This window comes from Pantoea dispersa, assembly GCF_019890955.1.
In the GTDB taxonomy this organism is placed as follows: Bacteria; Pseudomonadota; Gammaproteobacteria; order Enterobacterales; family Enterobacteriaceae; genus Pantoea; species Pantoea dispersa.
In genome coordinates this window covers 1,604,918-1,629,239 of the sequence record NZ_CP082346.1, presented here as the reverse complement: position 1 = coordinate 1,629,239, position 24,322 = coordinate 1,604,918, and the positions used below count along the sequence as shown (strand labels likewise).

Sequence of the window (24,322 nt, the reverse complement as noted above, 5' to 3'; positions counted from 1 at the left end):
TTTCGCAACAAAAGAGGCAGTGCAATGAAGCCCGCGATTCTGGTCGTTGATGATGATCGTGCCATCTGCGAATTGCTGCACGATGTGCTGAGCGAACATGTGTTTACCGTTTATAGCTGTCATCAGGGGCGCGACGCCCTGGCGCTGCTGGCGCAGCATCCGGAAATCTCCCTGGTGATGCTGGATATGATGCTGCCCGATACCAACGGCCTGCTGGTATTACAGCAGATGCAGCGTCAGCGCCCTGAGCTGCTGGTGATCATGCTGACCGGCATGGGATCGGAAGCCGATATGGTGGTTGGGCTGGAGATGGGCGCCGACGACTATATCGCCAAACCCTTTAATCCCCGCGTGGTGGTGGCGCGGGCCCGTGCGGCGCTACGCCGCTGCGGGCGACTGGCGCAGCCGGAAACGGTGATTGATGACGGCTGGCAGTTTAATGGCTGGCGGCTGGATGATGTGCGTTGTCAGCTGTTCAATCCGCAGCGTGAAAGCGTACCGCTCACCCAGGGCGAATACAGCCTGCTGCGCGCGCTGGTCGGCCACGCGCGTAAGGTCCTGACGCGCGACCAGCTGCTGGAGCTGACCCACAGCGAGAGCCTCGACGTGTTCGATCGCACCATTGATGTGTTGATCATGCGCCTCAGACGCAAAATCGAGGCTAATCCGCATCAGCCGATCCTGATCCGCACCATTCGCGGACTGGGCTATGTTTTTTCCGCCGATGTGATGCGCCCGTCCGCCGCGGCGCGCGAAACGCAAATCGCCTGATTCATCCAGCGCTGCATCTCGCTCAGTGGCCGGATGCCGTCCAGCGCGTTGGCCGCATGCAGATTAAAGCTGGCGCAGGTATGGGCCAGTTTTAACGTCTGCTGCAGGTTGTAGTTTTGATGGCTGGCGTAGAGCACGCCGGCGCAGAAGGCATCGCCCGCCCCGACGCTGCCGACAATCTCCTCTGCCGCTAAGCACCAGGCGGACTGCCACAGGCCGTCGCCCGCTGACTGCTGGCCCCAGGCGCCTTCCGGTGCATGAATTACCACGCGCTGGCGCACGCCCTGCGCCAGCAGCCAGCGTGCCGCCGCAGCAAACGCCGCCGGTGACGCCAGCGTGCCACTGCTGCGCAGCTCGATGCCGGTGAGCGCCTGCGCTTCCAGTTCGTTAATCACCAGATAATCGAGCCAGCGCAGTGCCGGCTTCACCAGCGCCTGATACTCGCCGGCGCGCGAAACCAGATCGAGCGAGGTGAGATAGCCGCGCTGCTGCATCTCCGCCAGCAGCCGGGCGCTGCGGGTACCATACTGCGCATCGGGCTGATCGAGCTTATCCAGTAACAGCAGATAGCCGAGGTGGAAGATGCGGTGCGCGGTGGCGAGGTGAGCGAAGTGCGCCACATCGAGCTGCGCATTGGCCCCGCGCGCGTGAAAAAAGGTACGCTGACCGTCCGGCGCGGTCATCACCTGCGTCATCGCCGTGGCTGCCGCACCGGTGCGCTGCACGTGCTGACGATCCACACGATGTTCATCCAGCAGCTGCAGCAGGTAATCGCCGTCGCTGTCCTCGCCCAGCATCCCCACGGCGGCCAGCGGCAGACCGACCTGCATGCGCGCCAGGGTAAACAGCACATTCAGCGCCGCCCCGCCGCTGCATTTCTCGCTGTGGCTAATTTCGGCCAGCCAGCCCTGTTCTGGCCAGTGGCTGATGCGCTGCACGTGATCCACCAGCATATTACCCGCCGCCAGAATGCCGTTGCGTGCTGCCATGTCAGGCCCTCCCGGCGCTGCCAAACACCTGCATCTGCTGGGCCACAACGCTGGCGATGTCGCGTTCAACCGCCATTAACAGTTCGGCAAAAGAGTCGTAGCGCGCGTCGCGCTGGGTGATTTGCGTTTCAATCGCCCCGAGCGCCGCCTGCGACATCCCGGTGTAGAAGTTGATTTTGTGAATGCCGAGGCTGATGGCGCGACGGAAATCGGCGTCGCTGATGCCGGAACCGCCGTGCAGTACCAGCGGAATGCCGGCCGCTGCGCGAATCGCCGCCAGACGGTCAAAATCCAGCTTTGGCTCGCCTTTGTATTTGCCGTGCGCGTTGCCGATGGCCACTGCGAGGCAGTCGATGCCGGTTGCCTGGACAAATTCCGCCGCCAGCGCCGGGTCGGTGAATTTATTACTGTCCGCTTCGCCAAACAGCGCGCCACCCTCATCGCCGCCCACGGCGCCCAGCTCAGCCTCGACCGAAATGCCCAGCGCGTGGCACATCTTCACCACTTCCCGCGTCTGGCGAATGTTCTCGTCATAGCTCAGGGTTGAACCATCGAACATTACCGAGGTGAAGCCGAGACGAATCGCCTGCATCACCGCATCAAAATGCAGGCCGTGATCGAGGTTGAGCACCACCGGGATGGCGTGCAGCGCCGCTTCGGCACGGATAGCGGCGATCAGCGGTTCCAGGCTGACGTATTTAAAATGCACCTCGGCAATGTTGATGATAAACGGTGAACGCTGCTGCTCCGCCGCATGGAACAGCGCGCGCAGAAAGTGGGTGTCGAGAACGTTGAACGCGCCGAGCGCGTAACCGTGCTGCTGCGCATGGGCGAGGCCCTGCGCCAGAGAGATCAGTGCCATGGAACACTCCTGTTATGCCAGCCAGCGGTGATATTCGTTACACAGCAGCCAGCGCGGCGCTTCATCCTCATCAATCGGATTAAAGCGCGCCAGCGGGGTAAGAAAGACGTTGTCGTGCTCATCGTCATTGGGCATGGAGACTTCGCCCACCAGCACATCGCCGTAGCCGGTTTCGCCCCAGAAGCTGTGCCAGACACCGGGCAGTAACGTGACGCTCTCGCCCGGTGATAGCCGCAGCTGGGAGCCGGCGGCATGAGTCTGGCGGATGCCATCCAGCGTGACCTGTACCGGCGAATCCGCCAGCCGATCGCCGTCGCGATTGTGTAGCGTGACAATCAGGTTGCCACCGCCGCGGTTGATAATGTCTTCCATTTTTTGCGGATGATAATGCATCGGCGTCACCTGCCCTTCGCGCACGTGCATGATCTTCTCCGCATACGGTTTGCCCCACGGTTGTCCGCCGCGTGAACCGTTGCGCAGGGTAAACAGCGTCAGGCCGGTCTGGCTGAAATCATCGGCACCAAAACTGGTGACATCCCAGCCGAGGTGCAGCGCCAGCAGTTCGGCAGCGGCTGAGGTGTCCAGCGCACGCCACTGGCTGAGACCGTAATCGGCCCACGGCGGCAGATGCACATCCTGCCGCAGAAAGAATTCACGGGTCAGTTGCAAAATCGCGTTAACTTCGGAACGTTGCATAGCTGCATCTCCGGCGGGCGTCGCGGCGCGCATGTGCACCGCGACGCCCGTGTGGCTTATTTCACCGTCCAGCCTTTGTAGCTGCTGACATTGTTACGATCGATCAGCGTTACCGGAATCAGCACCGGCTTATCCGGCGCTGGCTTGCCCTGCAGGATGTCATAGCCAATCTCAACCGCTTTGGCCGCCATCACCTGCGGATCCTGGGCTGGTGTCGCGACAAACAGCGAGCCTTTGCGCTTCAGCGCCTCTTCGCCGTCTGGCGATCCATCGACGCCGACGATAAAGAATTCGCTACGCTGCGCCTGTTTCGCCGCCAGATCGGCACCGATAGCGGTAGGATCGTTGATGGCGAACACGGCATCAATCTTCGGATTGGCCGACAGCAGACCGGTCATCACTTCCAGTCCGCCTTCGCGACTGCCTTTGGCGTTCTGGTTGTAAGAGAGCAGTTTGATATCCGGGTGGGTTTTCAGCTCATTCATGCAGCCTTCCACGCGGTTCTGCACCGCTGACACCGGTGGTCCGTTGATGATGACCACGTTGCCTTTGGCTTTCAGGCGGTCGGAGATGTATTTACAGGCCATGGCCCCGGCCTGGGTGTTGTCAGAGGTGATGGTGGCATTGGCACCGTCCGCGGCCACGTCCACCGCCACTACCACGATGCCGGCATCACGCGCACGCTTCACCGCCGGCGCGATGCCTTTGGAGTCGGCAGCGTTGAGGATGATCATGTCCACTTTAGCGGCAATGAAGTTGTCAATCTGCGCTACCTGCTGGCCAAGATCATAGCCGCTGGAGACCAGCGTCACGTTGACCTTATCGCCCGCCAGCTGACGCGCCTTGAGCTCCGCCCCTTTGGTGATCTGGACGAAGAACGGGTTAGCCAGATCGCCCACCGTCACGCCGATGGATTTCAGTTCTTTGGCCTGCACAAATGGCGCACTGAACAGCGTCGCGGCCAGCAGTCCGGTGATAATCGGATTAAAACGCATAGTCGATGTTCTCCTGCTTTTTTGGTTTTATGCCCTGATTGCCTTTGCCCTCACCCTGGCCCTCTCCCGCCCGCGGGAGAGGGAACCGTTCAGCATGGTGTTCAGGTGAAGCACGTTAGTTACCTCTTCGCTCCGGACAGCCCCCTCTCCCGCAAGCGGGAGAGGGTTGGGGTGAGGGCCAAAGCCAGCGCCCGCCCCTCACCCCACGTGATGCCGCGTACGGTACTTATCGATCAGCACCGCAATAATGATCACCCCGCCCTTAATCACCAGCTGCCAGAAGTACGACACGCCCATCAGCGTCATGCCGTTGTTCAGCGTGGCGATAATCAGCGCGCCAATCAGCGTGCCGGTAATGGTGCCAATGCCGCCGACAAAGCTGGTCCCGCCCAGAATCACCGCGGCGATCGCGTCCAGCTCATAGCCCACGCCAAGGTTGCCGTTAGCGCTGTACAACCGCGATGCGCTCATCAGGCCACCCAGCCCGGACAGCAGACCGCTCATGGCGTAGACAAACACCAGCACCGCACCCACTTTGATGCCGGTCAGGCGCGCTGCCTGCATGTTGCCGCCCACCGCATAGATGTGCACGCCAAGCGTGGTGCGACGCAAAATAAACCAGCACAGCGCAATCACCGCAAAGGCAATGATAATCAGCCACGGGATCGGGCCGAGATAACCGTTGCCTATCCACTCAAAGTTGATATCCGAGTTGATCACCGTGGTGCCGTTAGCCAGCAGATAGGCCGCCCCGCGCAGCGCGGTATAGGTGCCCAGCGTGACGATAAACGGCGGCAGGCCCGCCCAGGCGACCAGAATGCCGTTGAACAGCCCCATGATCAGCCCGGCTCCGAGCGCGGCGGGGATGGTCAGCCCGGCAAACGCCGGATCGAGCGACACCACCATCGCCACCACCGCCGTGGTACCCAGCATTGAGCCAACCGACAGGTCAATGCCGCCGGTGAGAATGACAAACGTCATGCCCGCCGCCAGCACAATGTTGATGGAGGCCTGACGCGTGATATTCAGCAGGTTAGCTTCGGTAAAAAAGTTCGGGGCGACAAAGCCAAATACCGCCACGATCAGGATCAGAATCGGCAAGATACCCACGGTTTGCAGCAGGTCACTCATCAACGCACGTTTTAGCGTTGGACTTTTTACGCGTGCGGTTTCACTGGTCATTCCCGTCTCCTCAGGCCTGGACCGGCTGCGCGCCGGTGGCCAGTGTCATTATGTTTTCCTGGCTAATCTGCTCGCCGCTCAGCTCGCCGGCGATGGTGCCTTCGCGCATCACGTACACGCGGTCGCTCATACCCACCACTTCCGGCAGCTCGCTGGAGATCATCAAAATTGCCACCCCCTGCTGCGCCATCTGGTTCATCATGCGGTAGATTTCACTCTTGGCGCCGACATCCACGCCGCGCGTCGGCTCATCCAGAATCAGGATGCGCGGCGCTATCGATACCCAGCGCGAAATCAGCAGCTTCTGCTGGTTGCCGCCGGATAAGCCGCCAGCGCGCACCTGGGCGTGCGGCACGCGGATATTAAGTGATTGAATCGCCTCGCTGGCGATCTTCTGCCCTTTGCGCCGGTTAAGCAGGCCGTAGCTGGCATCGCGCTCAAGCGTGGCCATCACGATGTTTTCCTGCGCCGCCAGTTCCAGAAACAGCCCCTGCTCTTTGCGGTTTTCGGTAAGGAAACCGATGCCGCGCGCAATGGCGTCTCGTGGCGAGTGAATCTGTACTTTTTCACCGTCGATCCAGATTTCCCCGCCGGCTGGCTGATGCACACCAAAAATCAGCTGCGCCAGCTCGCTGCGGCCGGCACCGACCAGCCCGGCCAGCCCGACAATCTCCCCGGCGCGCACCGCCAGGCTGCAGGGATGCACTTTGCGGTTGTCGGTCAGATGATTTACCGCCAGACGAATATCGCCGAAGCTAATGGCGCGATCTTTGTTGAACAGATCGCTAAGCGGACGGCCGACCATCATGCGCACCAGTTCGCTGGCGTTCAGCTGTTCGCGCGTCAGGCTGCCGACGTACTGGCCGTCGCGCAGCACGCTGACGCGATCGGAGAGTTCATACACTTCTGCCATGCGGTGGCTGATGTAGATGATCGCCATGCCTTCGCTGCGCAGGCGTTTGATAAGCGCAAACAGCTGTTCGGTTTCGCGATTCGAGAGCGCAGCGGTGGGTTCGTCCATCACCAGGATGCGGCTGTTGCGATGCAGCGCGCGGGCAATTTCCACCTGCTGCTGCTCGGCGATGCTCAGGCGGCTCACCAGATCGGTGGCGCTGAACTGCGCGCCAAGGCGGTTAATCACCTGCTGCGCTTCTTCCGCCATCTGGCGACGCTTCACCAGCCCGCCACGGGAAATTTCACTGCCGAGAAAGATGTTCTCTGCCACCGTCAGATTCGGTGCCAGGTTGATTTCCTGATAAATCAGGGTGATCCCTGCCGCCAGCGCCTCTTTCGGGCCTCTGATGGTGTAGGGTTGACCATCGATAAGAATTTCCCCGCTGCTGGCGGTATACGCGCCGGCCAGAATCTTCATTAAGGTACTTTTACCGGCACCGTTTTCGCCCATCAGCGCGTGCACTTCACCCGGCCAGACGGTCAGGTCGACGCCTTTCAGCGCATAGAAGCTGCCGAAGCGCCGGGTAATTGCCCGCATTTCTAATATCGGTGTCGCCGCCATCTTCAGGCTCCTGCTGCCAGTGGATAGCCGCGAGTTAAGCAACGCCAGATAAATGGAAAATGTCAGACGCCGTTCATATTTGTCATATTGCGCCCCGGGCACGCTTCTATACTCGCCGGAGTTGAGCGGTGAGGAGCAGCAGCAATGAGTCACAGTCTGCACTGGCACGCCGGCGCGCGCGGGCGCCTGCTGATGTTTAATCTGCTGGTGGTGAGCGTTACGCTGGCGGTGAGCCTGGTGGCTATTTTCGGTTTTCGCCACGCCGGTCACATTCAGGAGCAGGCGCAGGCACAAACGCTGGCCGACATGAACGGCAGCCTGGCGCTGGCGCGTGATACGGCCAATGTCGCCATCGCTGCGGTGCGGCTGGCGCAGGTGGTGGGCGCGCTCGAATACCAGAGCGAATCGGCGCGTCTGCAGCAGACTCAGCAGGCGCTGCAGCAGTCGCTGAGTCAGCTGGCCAGCGCGCCGCTGGCCGCACAGCAGCCGGCGCTGCTGGCACGCATCCGCGAACGCAGCCAGATGCTGGAGCAAAGCATCAGCCAGCTGCTGCTGGAGGGGCATCAGCGCCATTTACAGCGTAACGTGATGCTCAGCGGCCTGTGGCAGGCGCAGCTGCTGCTCAACCGTATCGACCTGCTGGCCAGCGACGGCGCGTTTCTGCCGCTGCGCCAGCAGACGGCCGCGCTGTTAACCGTGGCAATTCAGTCCGCCACGCCGCAGGCCGCAGTGCAACAGCTCAACAGCGTGCTGCCGATCTGGTCTGCGCTGCCGCTGCAGGGCGTGCTGGCGATGCAGCGCGCGCGGCTGGTCAGCACCAGCCAGCAGCTGCTGCCGGTGGCCGGTCAGCTGGAACAGAGTGACATCGCCATCGCCTACGCCACCTATCGCATCAAGGCGCTGGTGGCGATGCTCAACGAAGACATCACCCACTACGTTCAGCTGGTGGCGCAGCAGAGCGATGCGCGCAGCGCCACCGCCCATCAGGAACTGGATTCAATCATCGGTTTCATCGGTCTGTTTATGCTGCTGGCGCTGCTGATTACCGGTTACGCCGGTTACTACATCTACCGCAATCTTGGCTCCAGCCTTACCGCCATCGCGCACGCCATGACGCGGCTGGCGCAGGGGGAGAAAAGCGTCAGCGTGCCCGGCCTGGCACGGCGCGATGAGCTGGGCGATCTGGCGCGCGCCTTTAACGTGTTCGCCCGCAACACCGCTTCGCTGGCCCACACCTCGCAGCTACTGAAAGAGAAAAGTAACCAGCTGGAATCGACCTTCCTCGCCATGCGCGACGGCTTCGCGCTGTTTGATAACAGCGGTCAACTGGTGGTGTGGAATGCGCAGTATGCCGAACTGCTGGGCTTCGCACCACGCGAGCTGCATCGCGGCATGCACTATCAGCGTTTGCTCGATCGCGTCGATGTGCAGCTCGGCAGCCTGCACGACGCGCAGGAAGTGAGGTTACCGGATGGCCGCACGCTGGAACTGCGCTTCAGCCCGGTGCCGCGGCGCGGCATGGTCAACACGGTGCTGGAGCGCACCTCACGTAAGGCGCTGGAAGCGGCACTGCTGCACAGCCAGAAGATGAAAGCGGTCGGTCAGCTGACCGGCGGCCTGGCGCACGATTTCAATAATTTGCTGGCGGTGATCATCGGCAGCCTGGCGCTGACCGTCGATCAGCTGCCGCCCGGCACGCTGGCCAGCCGCATTGAGCGCGCGCGGCTGGCCGCCGATCGCGCCGCTCAGCTGACGCAGCGCCTGCTGGCCTTCTCACGCAAACAGGCGCTTTATCCGCGTGCCGTTGCGGTGGTGGAACTGGTGGAAAATCTGCAGTCGCTGCTGCAGCACTCCCTGCTGCCCGGCCAGCATCTGGTGGTGGATGCGCAGCGCCCCGGCTGGCCGGCGTGGATTGATGCCGGCCAGCTGGAGAACGCCCTGATGAATCTGGTGGTGAACGCGCGCGATGCCATGGAGCGCCAGAGCGGCGAGATCCGCCTGCGCATCTGGAATCAGCGAATTCAGGAGGCCGATGGCAAGCGCGACCGCGTCACCATTGAAGTGATTGACCACGGCTGCGGCATGTCCGCCGAGGTGCGGGAACAGGTGTTTGAACCCTTCTTTACCACCAAAGCCACCGGCAGCGGCAGCGGGCTGGGGCTGTCGATGGTGTACGGATTTGTGCGCCAGTCCGGCGGACAGATCGAACTGGAGACCGCGCCGGGCCAGGGCACCACGGTGCGTCTGCTGCTGCCGCGCGCGCCGGAAGCCGCGCAGCCGCTGGTGAGCGCGCCGGTGCTGACGCCGCGTGCCAGCCGCGATCGCCTGATACTGGTGCTGGATGACGAGCCGGCGGTGCGCCAGACGCTGTGCGAACATCTGCATCAGCTGGGTTATCTGACGCTGGAGTGTGCTGACGGCGAGAGCGCGCTGACTCTGCTGCGCCAGACGCCGGATATCGATCTGCTGATCAGTGACCTGATGCTGCCGGGCGCTCTGAACGGTGCGGATGTGATTCGTCAGGCGCAGCAGCAGTGGCCACAGCTGGCCACCCTGCTGATCAGCGGTCAGGATCTGCGCCAGACGCCGGTGACGCTACCGCTGTGTGAACGGCTGGCGAAACCCTGGCAGCAGGCGCAGCTGGTGCAGGCGCTGGAGCGCGCCTGGCAGCGCAGCGAACGGCTCAGTCGCGCGCGGCAGGCTGCCACAGCGGCACCCCTTTCCCGGTGATGTAGCGTTTACGCAACCGGCTGGAGATGGCGTCCATCACCATCACCACCACCACCAGAATCACGGTGAGAAACATCACTACATCCCAGTTCCACAGGCGCATGTTTTCGGCGTAGACCAGCCCGACGCCACCGGCGCCGACAAAGCCCAGCACCGCCGCCGAGCGGGTGTTGGACTCAATCTGATACAGACTCAGCGCGAGAAAGGTGGGAAACGATTGGGTAAAAATGCCGTAACGGTGTTTTTGCAGGCTGTTGGCCCCCACTGCGCTCAGGCCGCGACTGGGTGAGCGTTCAACCGCTTCATGCCCTTCGGCATACAGCTTGCCCAGCAGGCCGATGTCCTGCATCACAATCGCCAGCACCCCGGCCAGCGGCCCCATGCCTACCGCCCGCACGAAGATCAATCCCCAGATGGCCATGTCGATGCCGCGCAGCACATCCAGCAGCCGGCGCACCAGCAGCGATATCGGCCGCGTCAGCGGATCGTGCATCACATTGCGCGCCGCCAGAAAGGAGACCGGCAGCGCGATGACGGTGGCGGTGAGCGTGCCGGCAAACACGATAGCCAGCGTGATGCCGACCTGCGAGAAATAGTAGCCAAACGGCCAGTTGACGAAATCCTGCCAGACGAACATGCGCAGGAAATAGCGTCCGAGCTGCTGGCAGCCGATGACAAAGCGCTGCCAGTCGATGCCGAACACGCTGAAGAAGAACAGATAGTAGAGCACCAGCGCCAGTGCAATCAGCGCGATGCGCCGCAGGTAACGATGTTGCGCGGCAAACAGTGCAGCGTGCTGCTGTTTCAGTTTCGCCACGTCGGGCGCTAAGGCGATCATTTTACGTCTCCTTCTACCACACGGCGGCGCAGCCAGCCGGATAGCGTATCCAGCAGCGACACCACCACGATGATCAGCAGCAGCGTCATGCTGACCTGATCGTAGCGATCCAGTTTGATGTTGGTCATCAGCTCCTGACCGATGCCGCCCGCGCCCACCAGCCCGAGGATGGTGGAGGAGCGGAAATTAATTTCCAGCCGCATAAAGCTGTAGGAGAGAAAGGTCGGTTTCACCTGCGGCCAGAAGGCGAAGCGCATACGCTGCAGCTTGCTGGCACCACAGGCGGCGAGACCGCGCACCGGTTTGTCGGAGGCGCTCTCAATTGATTCGTAGAACAGTTTGGTCAGGCTGCCGATGGTGTGCAGTGCCAGCGCCAGAAAGCCGGGGATAGCACCGATGCCGAACGCCATCACGAACATTACCGCCCACGCCAGCTCCGGCATGGTGCGCAGGAAGGCAACAAAGGCGCGAATCGCCATGCGCAGGCTGCGCGGTGTCTGGGTGTTATCAGCGGCGAAAAACGCCAGCACGGCGGCTATCAGCACTGCAATCAGGGTGGAGGACAGCGCCAGCTGCAGGGTTTCCCAGATCAGCGGCAGCTGAAAGTGCAGGCGATAGCCCCAGTAAGCCAGCGAACCCTCGGTTTTGACGTCCGCGAACAGCAGCGGCAGGTGCAGCACCGGCAGCGTCGCGCCGATGTAGTCAAAGAAGTGAGGCAGCGATTGCCAGACCGTGACCAGGTTGAATTCCGCCACGTTGCCGGCCGCGAGATAGAGCGCCACCAGCAGCAGCGACCACAGCAGCGTGTCGCGCTTTTGCTGGCGGCGAATACGTTGGTAGTAGTGTTCGAAATCGGTCAAGGGTGAGATCCTTTGTTGATGCCAGCAGGGTAATCAGGTCGCCATAAATGGCGACCCTACAATATTGTCTGCATGGCGTCGTAGGGTGCGCATTGATGCGCACCTTGCCACGCGTTGCCCTGAGCGGTTACCCGCGAGCACCCTTCATCAGGTCGCGCTTCATATCGATGATATTCTGGTAATCCGCGACGCTGGCGGCGCCGATGTGCTGGGCGCCGCCCACCGCTTTAACAAAGCAGCTGTGATCTTCTTTATCCAGCTTTTTGATCGCGGCCACCACTTTCGCTTTGAAGTCAGCGGGCAGGTTATTACTCACCAGAATCGGGCCGTTAGGAATCAGCGGCGACTGCCAGATGATGCGGATCTGCTTCATCAGATCCGGGTGATCCATACGAATCAGACGACCAAAGGCCCCCGAGGTATAACCACTGTTGTAATCGCCAATCAGCGACGTCCAGGTCACCGCGCCGTCGAACTGGCCATTCAGCACGCCGAGGATGTCCTGCTCGTGGCCACCGGAAAACGTCACGCTGGAGAAAGTGTTGTTGTACTTATCATCCACCGTACCGCCAAACTCTTTCTTAAAGGCCTGATTCGGCATCAGGAAGCCGGAGGTGGAATCCGGATCGGCCATGCCAAACGATTTACCTTTCAGATCTTCCAGCTTCTTATACGGGCTGTCGGCTTTGACGATCACCACCGAGTGGTAGCCTTTCGAGCCATCTTTGTCGTCCACCACGATACCGACGATATCCACGGCCTTCGGGTTTTGCAGATAGACCGAGGCGTAAGATGCCGGCGACATGCTCAGCACCATATCGATCTTGTTGCCCAGCAGCCCCTGAATCACGCCGGCATAGTCAGACGAGTTGCGCAGCTGCGTATCCACGCCCAGCTCTTTGTCGAAGAAGGTTTTCACACACTGGTTATCGCCAATCTGCTGGGTGGCGTTCTGCCCGCCCAGAATTCCCAGGTTCAGCTGTTTCGGTGCATCCGCTGCGTTAACGCCAAAAGCCATCAGAGCGCCTGTCAGTAAAGCTAAAGCAGTCAGTTTCATTGTGAGATTTTCTCTTGCCGTGGGAGTTAGTGGAGCTGGTTAATTTCGTCGCCGTACAGCGCATGCAGCAGGCTGTCGGTCAACTGAGCGGGATGGCCGTCAAACAGCACTTTGCCGCGCTGGATGCCGATCACCCGGGTGCAATACTGCTGCACCAGTTCAATCGAGTGCAGGTTGACCATCACGCTGATGCCCTGCTCGCTCACCTGGCGCAGCACATCCATGATGCGTTTGGTATTTTTGGGATCGAGCGACGCCACCGGCTCGTCGGCCAGCAGAATTTTCGGGCGCTGCATCAGCGCTCGGCAGATGGCGACGCGCTGCATCTGGCCGCCGGACAGATTCTCCGCCCGCTGCAGCGCCTGCGGCAGCATGTTCATCCACTGCAGCAGTTCAATCGCCTGCGCACGGTCGGTGTCGGAGAAGATTTTTAAAAAGGATTTCAGCGTTGAAGTCTGGCTGAGCCGGCCCAGCAGCACGTTGGTCAGCACGTCGAGGCGCGGCACCAGGCAGAAGTCCTGAAAGATCATGCCGCACTCGCTGCGCCATTCGCGCATCTGCCGGCTGTTGAGCGTCACCACATCGCGGTCCGCCTCGCCGTGACGCATGCTGAGAATCGCGCCTTCGCTGCTGGCAATGGTGCCGTTCAGCATATGCAGCAGGGTCGATTTACCTGCGCCCGAGCGGCCGATTACCGCCACCAGCTCGCCCGCATGAAGATCGAAACTGACATCATCCAGCACGCGGTTATCACCGAAGGCTTTGCACAGCCCCTGCACCGACAGCACCTTGTCGCCATGGCGCTGGGCAGGATGTGCATTGTCGACGACGGTTTTGAGTAGTGCCTGTGCCATGTTGCGCTCCATCTCTTCTGAGGTGTTGATTGCCCGTTATTACGGACACTGGCGATGAAGGTCTGATGACAGAACCATGATTAAACGGTGACAGCGTCGCGCAAACCGACAGCAATCTGCTGGCCATCGAACGGTACGCTGACGTTTTCCGGTAACCCATTGTCCAGCAACCAGTTATCCATCTCATGTGACAGGTGCACCAGCCATGCCTGGCGCGGAGCCAGCCGGGCCACGATGTCCAGTGCGCGGGTAACGTCGTTGTGATTACCCGCCGCGGCGCGCGGCGCATCGTTACAATCGATCACCAGCTGATCGAGCGGCTGGCCCTGCAGGAAATCGGTGGTGTCCGGTGGCAAACCACAGGTGTCGCACAGCCACGCCAGCCGCGTGCCATGCCAGTCGAACAGGTAGCCGTAAGTCAGCCGCGAATGCTGCAGTGGCAGCGCCGTCACCTGCAGGGCGCCGAAGCTGTGCGCGACAAATGGAGTCAGCGCCGGGCGAAACGCCAGCAGGCCGGGATGTTTAAACAGATCGTCGCAGCCCTTTTCATCCGGCGGCGCCCACACCGGAATCGACGCGCCCCGGCCCCAGCGCAGACTGAACAGGCCGGCCACGTGATCCATGTGGAAATGCGTCAGCAGAATGCGGCTCAGCTCACCGGGCTGGAAGCGCTGATGCAGATCGGGCAGACCGGCATCGAGCAGGATGCGCTCACGACCGGTGTCGATCAGTGCGCTGGTGGCGTGACGCGCATAGCGTGGCTGCTGCCGGGCGCGTTCACAGGCGCGACAGTCGCAGCCGAACAGCGGCGCGGCCTGCACGCCGCCCGTACCGAGAAAGGTCAGATTCATGGCGGATGCTCCAGTAACTGGCGCAGCTGATGGAGCGTGTCGATCAGCGCGCCATCGTTGTTGAGGGCGTGGCAGTGGGCAGGCAGCGGTTCTGCCGCGCGCGCCAGCCGTCGCTGAATGTCGGCTTCACTTTCGCGCCCGCGCTGGCGCAGCCGTGCCGCCAGCACGGCCGGCGAGACCTGCAGCACCAGCGGCAGCAGCTGCTCGCCGTAGTGCTGGCGCACGACTGGCAGATGCAGACGTGAACCGTTGACCAGCACGTTGAGACCGCGCGCCAGCCAGTGGTCAATCTCCTCGCCGAGCGCGTAGCTCAGGCCGTGTGCGCGCCAGCTGATGGCGAACAGGCCGAGCGCTTCCCGCCGGCGGAATTCGGCTTCGCTCAGCGCCACGTGGTTTTCACCGCCGGCATCGGCCGGCCGCGTGATATAGCGATGGGCGATCACCAGCTTGTCCGGCGGCGCCTCGCGCAGCGCGTTCAGCAGGCTGTCTTTACCCGAGCCCGAGGGCCCGGTCAGCCAGATGAGGCGCGCCATCAGAACACCAGCCTGCCCTGTGACCAGACGTGGCGAATGTGCACATGACCGTGATCGGTGTGTGCCAGCACCAGGTCGGCGCGCAGCCCTTCCGCAATCGTGCCGCGATCGTGCAGGCCAATCGCCTGTGCCGGGTTGCGCGTGACCAGCGCCGCCGCCTGCGGTAGCGTCAGCGCATTACGCTCGTCGGCCACCAGGCGGAATACCGCATCCAGCAGGCTGGCCGGATAGTAATCCGACGAGAGGATGTCCAGCAGGCCGTGGCTGGCCAGCTGCCACGCCGCGACATTGCCGGAGTGCGATCCGCCGCGCACAATGTTGGGCGCGCCCATCAGCACCCGCATGCCGCAGTCGCGCGAGGCGCGAGCCGCTTCCAGCGTGGTGGGGAACTCGGCAATGGCGCTGCCCACCGCGTGTGACTCCGCGACGTGCGCCGCCGTGGCATCATCGTGGCTGGCAACCGGAATACCGCGCGCCTGGCACAGGCCAGCGATGGCGTTGCGGTTCGGCGTGGAGAATTCGGCAGCCAGCGCCAGCTGTTCGCGCTCAAACTGATCCATCTGCTCATCGTTGAGCTGATATTTGCCCTGATAGTAGGTGCGGTACATCTCCAGCGACGCATACTGGCGCTGGCCCGGCGAATGATCCATCAGCGACACCAATGACAGCTCCGGGGTGCTCATCAGCGCTTCAAACAGCGGCAGCGTGGTGTGGTGCGGCAGCTCACAGCGCAGGTGCAGCTGGTGGTCGGCGCGGTTAATGCCCTTGCGGTTGCTGTCCTGAATCGCCGTAATCATTTTGCTCAGGTTTTCAAGGCGATGACCGCCGTCGCGCACGTCACCGACGCCGATGGCGTCCAGCACCGTGGTGATGCCGCTGGCGACCATCAGTGCATCGTGGCTGCTCATCGCCGAATGCGCCGGCCAGTCAACTTTAGGCCGTGGCGTGAAGAATTTATCGAGGTTGTCGGTATGCAGCTCGACCAGCCCCGGCAGCAAAAACGCGTTCCCGCCGTCCAGCGCGCCCGGCTGCTGACTGCCGCTGTCGCTGAAACTGGCGATCCGATCGCCGCGCATCTCCAGCGATCCGCTGACGACCTCATTTTCCAGCACCAGCCGGACATTATTCACGATCATGCCTGTTCTCCTGTGTGCAGCGGCTGCATGACGTGCAGGCGGTCGGCCACCCGGGCGCGCACCGCTTCGTCATGGAAAATACCTACGATAGCGGCGCCGCGGGCGCGCGCCTGTTCAATCAGCTCCACCACCGCCGCGCTGTTAGCGCTGTCGAGTGACGCTGTGGGTTCATCCAGCAGCAGCACCGGATAGTCAGCGATAAAGCCGCGTGCGATGTTAACGCGCTGCTGTTCCCCGCCGGAGAAGGTCGAGGGAGCCAGCGACCACAGGCGCTGCGGCACGTTAAGACGCGTCAGCAGTTCGCGGGCGCGCTGTTCACAGCGGGCGCGTTCGACGCCGCGCTCCAGCAGCGGCTGCATCACGATCTCCAGCGTCGGTACGCGCGGAATCACGCGCAGAAACTGGCTGACCCAGCCGACGGTGTCACGGCGGATCGCCAGCATCTGACGCGCCGATGCCTGTGCCAGATCGACCCACTGGCCGTGATGCTGCAGCCAGATGTGGCCGCTGTTGGCCTGATAGTTACCGTACAGCGCACGCAGCAGCGTGGATTTACCGCTGCCGGAGCGCCCGTGCAGCACCACGCATTCGCCGGCGGCCACTTCAAGGCTGGCGTGCTGCAGCACCGGCAGCTCGGCGCTGTTCTGGTTGTGCAGCACAAAGGTTTTGCTGAGATTTTCTACGCGCAAAATGGGTTGCATGTTGATGTCCTGATAATGATTCGTGCAGCCGCACGTAACCGTAGCGGCGCGATTTATCGCGCATTTAACAGCAACGCTCGCTGTTCAACTGAGCGCAATAAATTGCGCCGCTACGATTGGTGCACACCTCGTGAGTAGTGCGCATTAATGCGCACCGCCAGCGTGTTCTATGCCAGCACCGATGAAACCAGCAGCTGGGTGTACGGATGGTGCGGATCGTCAAGTACCCGGTCGGTGAGCCCGCTCTCCACCACTTTGCCCTGCTTCATTACCAGCAGGCGGTGCGCCAGCAGACGCGCGACGCCCAGATCGTGGGTGACGATAATCACCGCCAGATTCAGTTCGCGTACCAGCGTGCGCAGCAGATCCAGCAGGCGCGCCTGTACCGAAACATCCAGCCCGCCGGTCGGCTCATCCATAAACACCAGCGTCGGCTGCGTCACCAGGTTGCGCGCAATCTGCAGACGCTGCTGCATGCCGCCGGAAAAGGTGGTGGGCAGATCGTCAATGCGGTTGGCCGGAATTTCGACGTCCTGCAGCCAGCGCAGCGCCTCGTTACGGATGTCGCCGTAATGGCGCTGTCCAATCGCCATCAGACGCTCACCAATATTGCCGCCCGCCGTCACCTGCGGACGCAGGCCATCCAGCGGATGCTGATGCACCACGCCCCACTCGGTGCGCAGTAACCGCCGGCGCTCGCTCTCGCTGAGCTGATACAGATCGCGGCCGTGGTAAAGAATGTTGCCCTGCTGTGGCGTCAGACGTGCCGACAGGCTGCGCAGCAGCGTGGTTTTTCCCGAGCCGGATTCACCGACAATCCCCAGCACTTCTCCGGGATAGAGCGCAAAACTGACGTCTTCAAAACCTTTGCCCGGCGCGTAGAGGTGCGTCAGGTTATTGACCGCGAGCAGCGGCTGTTCACTGTGCATGCTGTTGTTCCTGCTGCTGGTGGCAAAAATCGGTATCGGAGCAGACAAACATGCGCGTACCGGCATCATCCATCACCACTTCGTCGAGATAGCTGTGGCGCGAACCGCACAGCGCACAGGGTTGTTCCCAGCTCTGCACGCTGAACGGATGATCGTCGAAATCAAGACTTTCCACTTTGGTGTAGGGCGGCAGCGCATAAATGCGTTTTTCACGTCCGGCACCAAACAGCTGCAGTGCCGGCATCATGTGCATCTTCGGGTTGTCGAATTTGGGAATCGGCGACGGATCCATCACGTAGCGATCGTTAACCTTCACCGGATAGGCATAGGTGGTGGCGATATGGCCGTAGCGGGCGATATCTTCATACAGCTTGACCTGCATGATGCCGTACTCCTCCAGCGCGTGCATGGTGCGGGTTTCGGTCTCACGCGGCTCAATAAAGCGCAGCGGCTCCGGGATCGGCACCTGGAAAATCAGCACCTGATCCTCTTCAAGCGGCGTCTCCGGAATGCGGTGCCGCGTCTGGATCAGCGTGGCGTCTTTGGTGGCTTCGGTGGTTGCCGCCCCGCTGACGCGCTGGAAGAAGCGCCGGATAGAGACCGCGTTGGTGGTGTCATCCGCGCCCTGATCGATCACTTTCAGCACGTCGCTGTCGCCAATAATGCTGGCAGTGATCTGAATGCCGCCGGTGCCCCAGCCATACGGCATCGGCATTTCGCGGCCGGCAAACGGCACCTGATAGCCGGGGATCGCGACCGCTTTCAGAATGGCGCGGCGGATGGTGCGTTTGGTCTGCTCATCCAGGTAGCCGTTGTTGTAGCCGGTTAACTCACTCATCATTCTGCTCCTGATGCTGTTGGCGCAGCCGCTGCAGCAGCTCCAGCTCCGCCTGGAAATCCACGTAGTGCGGCAGTTTCAGATGCGAGACAAAGCCAGCGGCTTCGACGTTATCGGCGTGCGACAGCACGAACTCTTCGTCCTGCGCCGGCCCGGCAATGCGCTCCTGATACTCGGGTGCCTGCAGCGCACGGTCCACCAGCGCCATCGCCATCGCCTTACGCTCTGCGCGTCCGAACACCAGACCATAGCCGCGGGTAAAGTGGGGGGCGCTGTCGCCCTGGGTGGTGAAGCCGTTGACCATTTCGCATTCGGTCAGCAGGATCTCGCCGATTTCAATCTCAAAACCCAGCTCTTCGGGGCAGATCGACACGCTGAGATAGCCGGTGCGGATTTCACCGGCAAACGGATGGTTGCGGCCATAGCCGCGCTGGGTCGAATAGCCAAGCGCCAGCAGAAACCCCTCGTCGCCGCGCACCAGCTGCTGTAAGCGGGCAGCGCGTGACGCCGGATAACCGGGCGGCTGGCGCGTGATGTCGCACGGCTCGCTGCCGTCATCCTCTTCACGCGCTGCCAGCCCTTCACGCGTCATCATGCTGAACACATGCGGGCAACGCTGCGCCAGCGCCTGATCGTCACGCGCGGCAGCCGGCGTTTCGCCGTTGGCCAGCAGGGTAAAATCCAGCAGGCGGTGGCTGTAGTCATAGGTCGGGCCCAGCACCTGGCCACCGGGCAGATCTTTGTAAACTGCCGAGATGCGGCGCTCGATGCGCATTTCCGCGGTTTCCAGCGCCAGGCTGTCCGCGAGGCGCGGCAGCGTGGTGCGGTAGGCGCGTAGCAGGAAAATCGCCTCGACCAAATCACCACTGGCCTGTTTAATGGCTAAGGCCGCCAGCTGTGTATCAAAAATGCCGCCTTCGGTCATCACCCGGTCCACCGCCAGTCCCAGCTGTTGCGCCACCTGGTCGCAGCCCAGCTCCGCGACGCTGCGATCGCCGCGGCGCAGATCGGCCTGTAGCTGATGGGCGCTGGCAATCGCCTTTTCGCCCCCTTTCACGGCTACATACATCAGCACACCTCCACATCGGTGGTGCGTGGCAGCGCCATCATCGCTTCACCGCAGGTGAAAATCAGATCCACCCCCTGCGGGAACGGATGCGGGCGCTCACGCAGGTAGGTCAGAATGGCGGCCGGCAGCTGCGGCGCGATGGCGCGCGGCTCACGCAGGCCGGGCCCGGAGAGGCGCAGCGTCAGCCCGCCGTTGAGCGACGGCACTTCGACAATCAGCGTGGTGCTCTTCTCAGGGGACAGATTGTCACCGGCGGCGAAGCAGGCGGGATCGGGATTGGCCGCCGCGTGGGTCAGCGCAAACGGGGCATCGCGCTCATCGACAATCGGTACGCCGGTGTGAAAGCGCAGGTTGCTGCGCACGATATCGCTGTCCACGCGGCGATCCAGCCACAGCGCGCTCTCCTGATCGACCAGCGTCAGCAGCACCGCCGTTGCTGCCGGGGAGAGATCGCCCCAGCCCTGCGCCAGCGGCAGCGAGACCATCACGCCCGGCTCGCTCATCGCTTTGAGAATGCGGCGGAAGGCGCGCTGGGCGTCGGCAACCGGATGGTTAAAACTTGCCAGTAATGTCATTCGTTATCTCCGCGAACCAGCGTAAAGAAATCCACTTTGGAGCTGGCGATCTCCCGCGCGCGCAGCTGGCGCTGCTCTTCACGCAGTGCCGCCAGCGGGGCAATAATTTTTTCCTGCAGCAGCGCCTGGGTTTCCGGCTGTTGCAGCAGCGCATCAATCAGCGCGCAGCGTTCGGCATGCGCCTTATCGCGCCCCAGCACATAGCTAAAACCCAGCGTGCCATCGTGCAGTCTGATCACCGCGCGGGTGACGGTGGCATCGCCCATGACGAAGCGTTTCCCGCTGCCGCCCATGCGCGCCTGCAAACGGGTTAAACCGGTTTCCGCCGGGCGCAGGCGCTCGAAGGCGGGTGTAAGCTGTAGCGACTGCCAGTGGCTGGCCAGCGCGCTGGCTTCACTGTGCGCCAGCACCGAAAGCCAGTGCTGACGGGCGGTTTGCTGTTTCATTGGTGCTCCAGAGTGAGTTCAATCATGTCGCCACGCGTCAGGCTGACGGAGTACTCCGCCACCTGACCGTCCGGCTGTGTATTCAGGGTGCGCACGCACAGCAGCGGCGCGTGCAGCGTAATCTCCAGCTGTTTGCACTCTTTGGCCTGTGCGCGGCGGGTACTGATGCGGGTCTGACGGCGACTCAACTGCAGGCCGAGCTGCTGCTGCATGAAGTCGTGCAGGGAACCGTGCTGGAACGTCTGCAGCGCCGGCCACCAGCACAGGTCGGGCAGATAGTGGTTGATCACGCACACCGGCACGCCGTTGACGCGGCGCAGGGTGCGTAAGTGAATGACGCTGGCGCCCTCGTCACTGCCCAGCGCGGCGGCCACGTCGCTGCTGGCCGGACGCAGTACCGCCAGCAGCCGTTCGCTGGTGGGATGACTGCCCTGCTCCAGCAGGTTCTGGCTAAAGCGCGCCTGGGCATGCAGCGGGTAGTCGTACGGGCGCATCAGCACCAGGATGCCGACGCCATGGCGCCGCTGCAGCAGGCCTTTGTTCACCAGCTCATCTACGGCCCGGCGCAGCGTGTGGCGATTGACGGCGTAGTGATCGGCCAGCTGCTGTTCTGACGGCAGATAATCGCCGCAGCGATAGCGCTCCTGCAGCGCCTGCTCCAGCTGGGCGGCAACCGCCTGATAGACAGTGGTCGGATGTCTGGATATCTCCATCACGCTCAATACCTCATTCGCTTCAGGTTGAGGGGCGCAGCGGAAGAGGCTGCGGAATGGCGACTACAGTGCGGGAGACAGATGACAGTGCCGTGACGGCTCAGTGACGTGCGGATGAATTTGCTTTAAGGCAGCAGGATGGCAGCCAGACAGCGACCAATTCAATAAAATCCACTTAACTGTTACCTTTGTGACTATGCGCAAAAAAATCGCGTGCAGTTTCACGCCTTTAACGCTTCCCTTACCGGATGCAGGCTGCGTAAATTCTGCTAATTTAATCATTAAGCCCTGCCCGGAGCGCGAAACCTTAAAATGATAAACACCTTCAAACTTTCGCACGGTTTTCGCCGCAATTTTTTGCGCGAAGTGATCCTGCCGCTGGTGGCGATTTTGCTGCTGACTTTTCTCGGTGCCGGTTTCGGCCTGTTCTGGAGCACCTCGGCCACCAACCATGAGGCGCGCGAGCAGCAGCAGCGGATGATCGCCGCCTCGTTCAATCAGAGCCTGAGTGAACATCTGCGCCAGTTGCGCAGCCTGACGCGCTGGTCCCCGCTCGCCGATCAACTGGCGCAGCCGCAGCCGGACAGCGACTGGCTGAATCAAAACGTCGGTAGCTGGCTGTACGATATGTTTGATCATCAGCTGATTGTGCTGCTTGACCGCACCAATCAGCCGACCGCCGTGTGGCGCAACGGCCAGCCGGTGGCGGATCTGCGCATCGGGCCGTACCTGCGCGATCTGTTGCAGACGCCACTGGTGCAAAGCAGTGATGAGGTAGCCGGTCCGGCCGACCGCGCGGATTTTGTGCGCATCGGCCAGCGTGCGGCAGCGCTGGCGGTGGGCGATATCAGCAGCACGCGCGAGGCCGGGCGCTACCGGCTGGTGAGTATTAAGTTTCTTGATGATGGCTATCTGCGCAACCTGTCTGAACGCAGTCAGCTGCGGCAGCTCTTCTTTAGCGATGGCGTACCGCAGAACGACCGCAAAGCACGCTATCTGCTGACCTCGCGTCAGGGCGATATCGTCGGCTACCTCAGCTGGGATCCGGACAAGCCGGGCGCGCAGATGTTGCGTACCCTCGGCCCTTCCACGCTGATTTCGGTGCTGCTGATCACCCTGCTGTGTCTGTTTATGGTGCGGCGCATCTGGACTTCCTCGCTCGATTTATCGCAGTCGCTGCTGAAGCTCGGGGCCAGCGAGGCGCAGGCGCAGCATCTGGCGTTTCACGATGTGCTGACCGGACTGCCGAACCGGGCGCTGGTTGAGGATCGGCTAACTCAGGCACTGGCCGCCGCGACCCGTCACGACCAGCGCGTGGCGTTGCTGCTGCTGGATCTGGACCGCTTCAAAATCATTAACGATACCTGGGGCCATCACGCCGGCGATGATCTGATTATCGAGGTGGCGCGCCGCCTGAGCCACCTGGTGCGCGCCAGCGATACCGTCGGGCGTATTGGCGGCGATGAATTTATCATCGTGATGCCGGAGGTAGAGAATATCGGTCAGGTGCAGGCGCTCGCCCAGCGCATCATCGCCGCGCTGGGCGAGCCGTATCAGCTGGTGGGCAACGAGCTGTGGGTTGGCGTCAGCATTGGCCTGGCGCTGGCACCCCGCGATGGCATTGACCGGCTGGAGCTGATGCGCAAAGCCGACATTGCGCTGTACGAGGCGAAAAATGGCGGACGCGGACAGTATCGCCAGTTTGAAAAGGTGATGGATGAATCGCTGCGCACGCGCCAGCAGATAGCGGCGGATCTGCGTCAGGCGCTGGTCACGTACGACGGTCTGGCGGTGTGGTATCAGCCGCTGATGGAGATCAGCGGCCAGCAGATTGTCGGACTGGAAGCGCTGCTGCGCTGGCATCATCCGCAGCGCGGCGATGTGTCGCCTGCCGACTTTATCGCCATCGCCGAAGAGACCGGCATGATTATTCCGCTGGGCGAATGGGTGCTGCGCGAGGCCTGCAAAACCGCCCTGAAGTTACCGCAGGTGATTGTGGCGGTGAACGTTTCGCCGGTGCAGTTCCGCGCCAGCGGGTTTGTCGAACGCATGATTGAGATTGTGCAGTCGGAAGGAGCCGATCCGCAGCGGCTGGAGCTGGAAATCACCGAAGGCGTGTTGATTGAGGATGAACACGAAGCGCGCAACAGTATCATCGTACTGCGCGACGCCGGGTTCCGTATCGCGCTGGATGATTTCGGCACCGGTTATTCGAGCCTGAATTATCTCAGCACGTTTCCGGTCGACAAGATTAAAATCGACCGGTCGTTTACCCAGTCGCTGGGCGTGGCGGAAAACTCCACCGCGATTGTCGAATCCGTGGTGCGCCTCGGCCACGCCATGGGCCTGACCGTCACCGCTGAAGGCGTCGAAACCGAGGGCCAGAAAAACGCGCTGGCCGATGCCGGGTGCAATGAACTGCAGGGATATTTGTTCAGCCGGGCGGTGCCGTTGAGCGAGATTGAGCGGATGGTGTGAGGGTGCAGAAGAGACGCAATAAACTGCGGCGCTACGATTTGTGCGGGAATGTATTTACGTGCTGATCTATGACGGAAATCGTAGCGGCGTTATTTTTCGCGCTTTTTTGAATCTGGATCGGAGAAGTTAAAAAACAATCTGAAAAATTGATTCGGATAGCAGATGCTCTGTGAAAGGAGGCTGTTATGCAATTCAGAAAACAATTACGACTGTTGCATTACGATTACGCTGCAGCGGGAGCTTATTTCATTACCCTCGTTACGCGACAACGGTTATGTCTGTTTGGCCGTATCAGGCAGGCGCAACTGATTCCCAGTAAAACAGGGAGTGTTGTATATCAGGAGTGGCTTAATCTGTCGTTACGTGTTCCAGGATTGATGACAGATGCATTTGTTGTGATGCCAAATCACCTACACGGCATTTTGTGGCTGTGTGGCGAGAACAATAATTCCTTAAGCAGAATCGTAGCTGGTTATAAGGCAGGCGTTAGTCGGGCTATCGCAAACAGAGTGTGGCAACACAATTTTTATGAGCGGATTATACGCAATGAAAAAGAGCTGTTTTTCGCACGGCAATATATTGAGCAAAACCCGTTGAGGTGGGAGCTGGATCATTATTATCAACAAGAGTGATACCGGTTATAAAGCGCAATAAATTGCGCCGCTACGATTCGTGCGGCATTGTAGTTCTGCACTACCATCCT

24 protein-coding genes are annotated in these 24,322 nt (G+C 61.5%); 4 read left to right on the top strand and 20 right to left on the bottom strand.

Annotation, left to right across the window (positions count from 1 at the left end):
- The first annotated feature begins 24 nt into the window (after positions 1-24).
- Positions 25-771, top strand: a complete 747-nt coding sequence (locus K7H94_RS07430; protein WP_104188831.1) for a response regulator — start codon at positions 25-27, stop codon at positions 769-771.
- Here the strand turns inward: K7H94_RS07430 and K7H94_RS07425 are convergent.
- The 6 genes from K7H94_RS07425 to K7H94_RS07400 form a co-directional block, all read right to left on the bottom strand.
- The gene (locus K7H94_RS07425; protein WP_222951891.1) at positions 708-1,760 is read right to left on the bottom strand and encodes a carbohydrate kinase family protein; all 1,053 of its coding nucleotides are present in this window, start codon (positions 1,758-1,760) and stop codon (positions 708-710) included. The two genes, K7H94_RS07430 and K7H94_RS07425, sit on opposite strands and share 64 nt — an antisense overlap.
- Before the next feature lies 1 nt (position 1,761).
- The gene (locus K7H94_RS07420; protein WP_058757359.1) at positions 1,762-2,622 is read right to left on the bottom strand and encodes a ketose 1,6-bisphosphate aldolase; all 861 of its coding nucleotides are present in this window, start codon (positions 2,620-2,622) and stop codon (positions 1,762-1,764) included.
- A gap of 12 nt (positions 2,623-2,634) precedes the next feature.
- Positions 2,635-3,318: a D-lyxose/D-mannose isomerase gene (locus tag K7H94_RS07415; RefSeq protein ID WP_222951890.1), complete on the bottom strand. Its 684-nt coding sequence runs from the start codon at positions 3,316-3,318 to the stop codon at positions 2,635-2,637.
- Positions 3,319-3,374: 56 nt separating this feature from the next.
- Entirely contained in the window at positions 3,375-4,313 is a 939-nt protein-coding gene (locus K7H94_RS07410; protein WP_058757358.1) for an ABC transporter substrate-binding protein, read from the bottom strand.
- A 198-nt stretch (positions 4,314-4,511) separates the two neighbouring features.
- Entirely contained in the window at positions 4,512-5,495 is a 984-nt protein-coding gene (locus tag K7H94_RS07405) for an ABC transporter permease subunit (RefSeq protein WP_021509811.1), read from the bottom strand.
- 10 nt (positions 5,496-5,505) lie between these two features.
- Positions 5,506-7,011, bottom strand: coding sequence for a sugar ABC transporter ATP-binding protein (locus K7H94_RS07400; RefSeq protein ID WP_222951889.1), 1,506 nt, complete (start codon positions 7,009-7,011; stop codon positions 5,506-5,508).
- A 144-nt stretch (positions 7,012-7,155) separates the two neighbouring features.
- Here K7H94_RS07400 and K7H94_RS07395 point away from each other — a divergent pair, with 144 nt between their 5' ends.
- Entirely contained in the window at positions 7,156-9,741 is a 2,586-nt protein-coding gene (locus tag K7H94_RS07395; RefSeq protein WP_211727283.1) for an ATP-binding protein, read from the top strand.
- On the opposite strand, the gene phnE (K7H94_RS07390) is transcribed toward K7H94_RS07395, so the two are convergent.
- The 14 genes from phnE (K7H94_RS07390) to phnF form a co-directional block, all read right to left on the bottom strand.
- The gene (gene phnE, locus K7H94_RS07390) at positions 9,695-10,579 is read right to left on the bottom strand and encodes a phosphonate ABC transporter, permease protein PhnE (RefSeq protein WP_166720682.1); all 885 of its coding nucleotides are present in this window, start codon (positions 10,577-10,579) and stop codon (positions 9,695-9,697) included. The two genes, K7H94_RS07395 and phnE (K7H94_RS07390), sit on opposite strands and share 47 nt — an antisense overlap.
- Positions 10,576-11,439, bottom strand: coding sequence for a phosphonate ABC transporter, permease protein PhnE (gene phnE, locus K7H94_RS07385; protein ID WP_058757354.1), 864 nt, complete (start codon positions 11,437-11,439; stop codon positions 10,576-10,578). Before phnE (K7H94_RS07385) ends, phnE (K7H94_RS07390) begins: the two co-directional genes overlap by 4 nt.
- 127 nt (positions 11,440-11,566) lie before the next feature.
- A complete protein-coding gene (gene phnD / locus K7H94_RS07380; protein WP_031280167.1) occupies positions 11,567-12,496 on the bottom strand; it encodes a phosphonate ABC transporter substrate-binding protein in 930 nt (309 codons plus the stop codon).
- Between the two features lie 26 nt (positions 12,497-12,522).
- A complete protein-coding gene (phnC, locus tag K7H94_RS07375; RefSeq protein WP_222951888.1) occupies positions 12,523-13,350 on the bottom strand; it encodes a phosphonate ABC transporter ATP-binding protein in 828 nt (275 codons plus the stop codon).
- Positions 13,351-13,430: 80 nt separating this feature from the next.
- Entirely contained in the window at positions 13,431-14,201 is a 771-nt protein-coding gene (phnP, locus tag K7H94_RS07370) for a phosphonate metabolism protein PhnP (RefSeq protein ID WP_222951887.1), read from the bottom strand.
- Complete coding sequence (gene phnN, locus K7H94_RS07365) at positions 14,198-14,734, bottom strand: ribose 1,5-bisphosphokinase (protein ID WP_104188816.1); 537 nt, start codon at positions 14,732-14,734, stop codon at positions 14,198-14,200. Before phnN ends, phnP begins: the two co-directional genes overlap by 4 nt.
- Positions 14,734-15,870, bottom strand: a complete 1,137-nt coding sequence (gene phnM, locus K7H94_RS07360; RefSeq protein ID WP_058774782.1) for an alpha-D-ribose 1-methylphosphonate 5-triphosphate diphosphatase — start codon at positions 15,868-15,870, stop codon at positions 14,734-14,736. The genes phnN and phnM overlap by 1 nt, the downstream gene beginning before the upstream one ends.
- Positions 15,867-16,571 carry a phosphonate C-P lyase system protein PhnL gene (phnL, locus tag K7H94_RS07355; protein WP_222951886.1) on the bottom strand — a complete coding sequence of 235 codons (705 nt, stop codon included), beginning with the start codon at positions 16,569-16,571 and terminating at the stop codon, positions 15,867-15,869. The genes phnM and phnL overlap by 4 nt, the downstream gene beginning before the upstream one ends.
- A gap of 167 nt (positions 16,572-16,738) precedes the next feature.
- Positions 16,739-17,500: a phosphonate C-P lyase system protein PhnK gene (phnK, locus tag K7H94_RS07350; RefSeq protein ID WP_211725429.1), complete on the bottom strand. Its 762-nt coding sequence runs from the start codon at positions 17,498-17,500 to the stop codon at positions 16,739-16,741.
- On the bottom strand, positions 17,490-18,338 hold the full coding sequence (locus K7H94_RS07345) for an alpha-D-ribose 1-methylphosphonate 5-phosphate C-P-lyase PhnJ (RefSeq protein WP_021509799.1): 849 nt from the start codon (positions 18,336-18,338) through the stop codon (positions 17,490-17,492). The genes phnK and K7H94_RS07345 overlap by 11 nt, the downstream gene beginning before the upstream one ends.
- Positions 18,331-19,407: a carbon-phosphorus lyase complex subunit gene (locus K7H94_RS07340; protein ID WP_021509798.1), complete on the bottom strand. Its 1,077-nt coding sequence runs from the start codon at positions 19,405-19,407 to the stop codon at positions 18,331-18,333. Before K7H94_RS07340 ends, K7H94_RS07345 begins: the two co-directional genes overlap by 8 nt.
- On the bottom strand, positions 19,407-19,982 hold the full coding sequence (gene phnH / locus K7H94_RS07335; RefSeq protein ID WP_058771117.1) for a phosphonate C-P lyase system protein PhnH: 576 nt from the start codon (positions 19,980-19,982) through the stop codon (positions 19,407-19,409). Before phnH ends, K7H94_RS07340 begins: the two co-directional genes overlap by 1 nt.
- On the bottom strand, positions 19,979-20,428 hold the full coding sequence (gene phnG, locus K7H94_RS07330) for a phosphonate C-P lyase system protein PhnG (RefSeq protein WP_058757348.1): 450 nt from the start codon (positions 20,426-20,428) through the stop codon (positions 19,979-19,981). The genes phnH and phnG overlap by 4 nt, the downstream gene beginning before the upstream one ends.
- Entirely contained in the window at positions 20,425-21,141 is a 717-nt protein-coding gene (gene phnF, locus K7H94_RS07325; protein WP_059012653.1) for a phosphonate metabolism transcriptional regulator PhnF, read from the bottom strand. The genes phnG and phnF overlap by 4 nt, the downstream gene beginning before the upstream one ends.
- A gap of 312 nt (positions 21,142-21,453) precedes the next feature.
- Between phnF and K7H94_RS07320 the strand changes: the two genes are divergently transcribed.
- Together K7H94_RS07320 and K7H94_RS07315 are read left to right on the top strand one after the other, a co-directional pair.
- Positions 21,454-23,619: a putative bifunctional diguanylate cyclase/phosphodiesterase gene (locus tag K7H94_RS07320; protein WP_222951885.1), complete on the top strand. Its 2,166-nt coding sequence runs from the start codon at positions 21,454-21,456 to the stop codon at positions 23,617-23,619.
- Between the two features lie 185 nt (positions 23,620-23,804).
- Complete coding sequence (locus K7H94_RS07315) at positions 23,805-24,251, top strand: transposase (RefSeq protein ID WP_222951884.1); 447 nt, start codon at positions 23,805-23,807, stop codon at positions 24,249-24,251.
- Positions 24,252-24,322 lie beyond the last annotated feature (71 nt).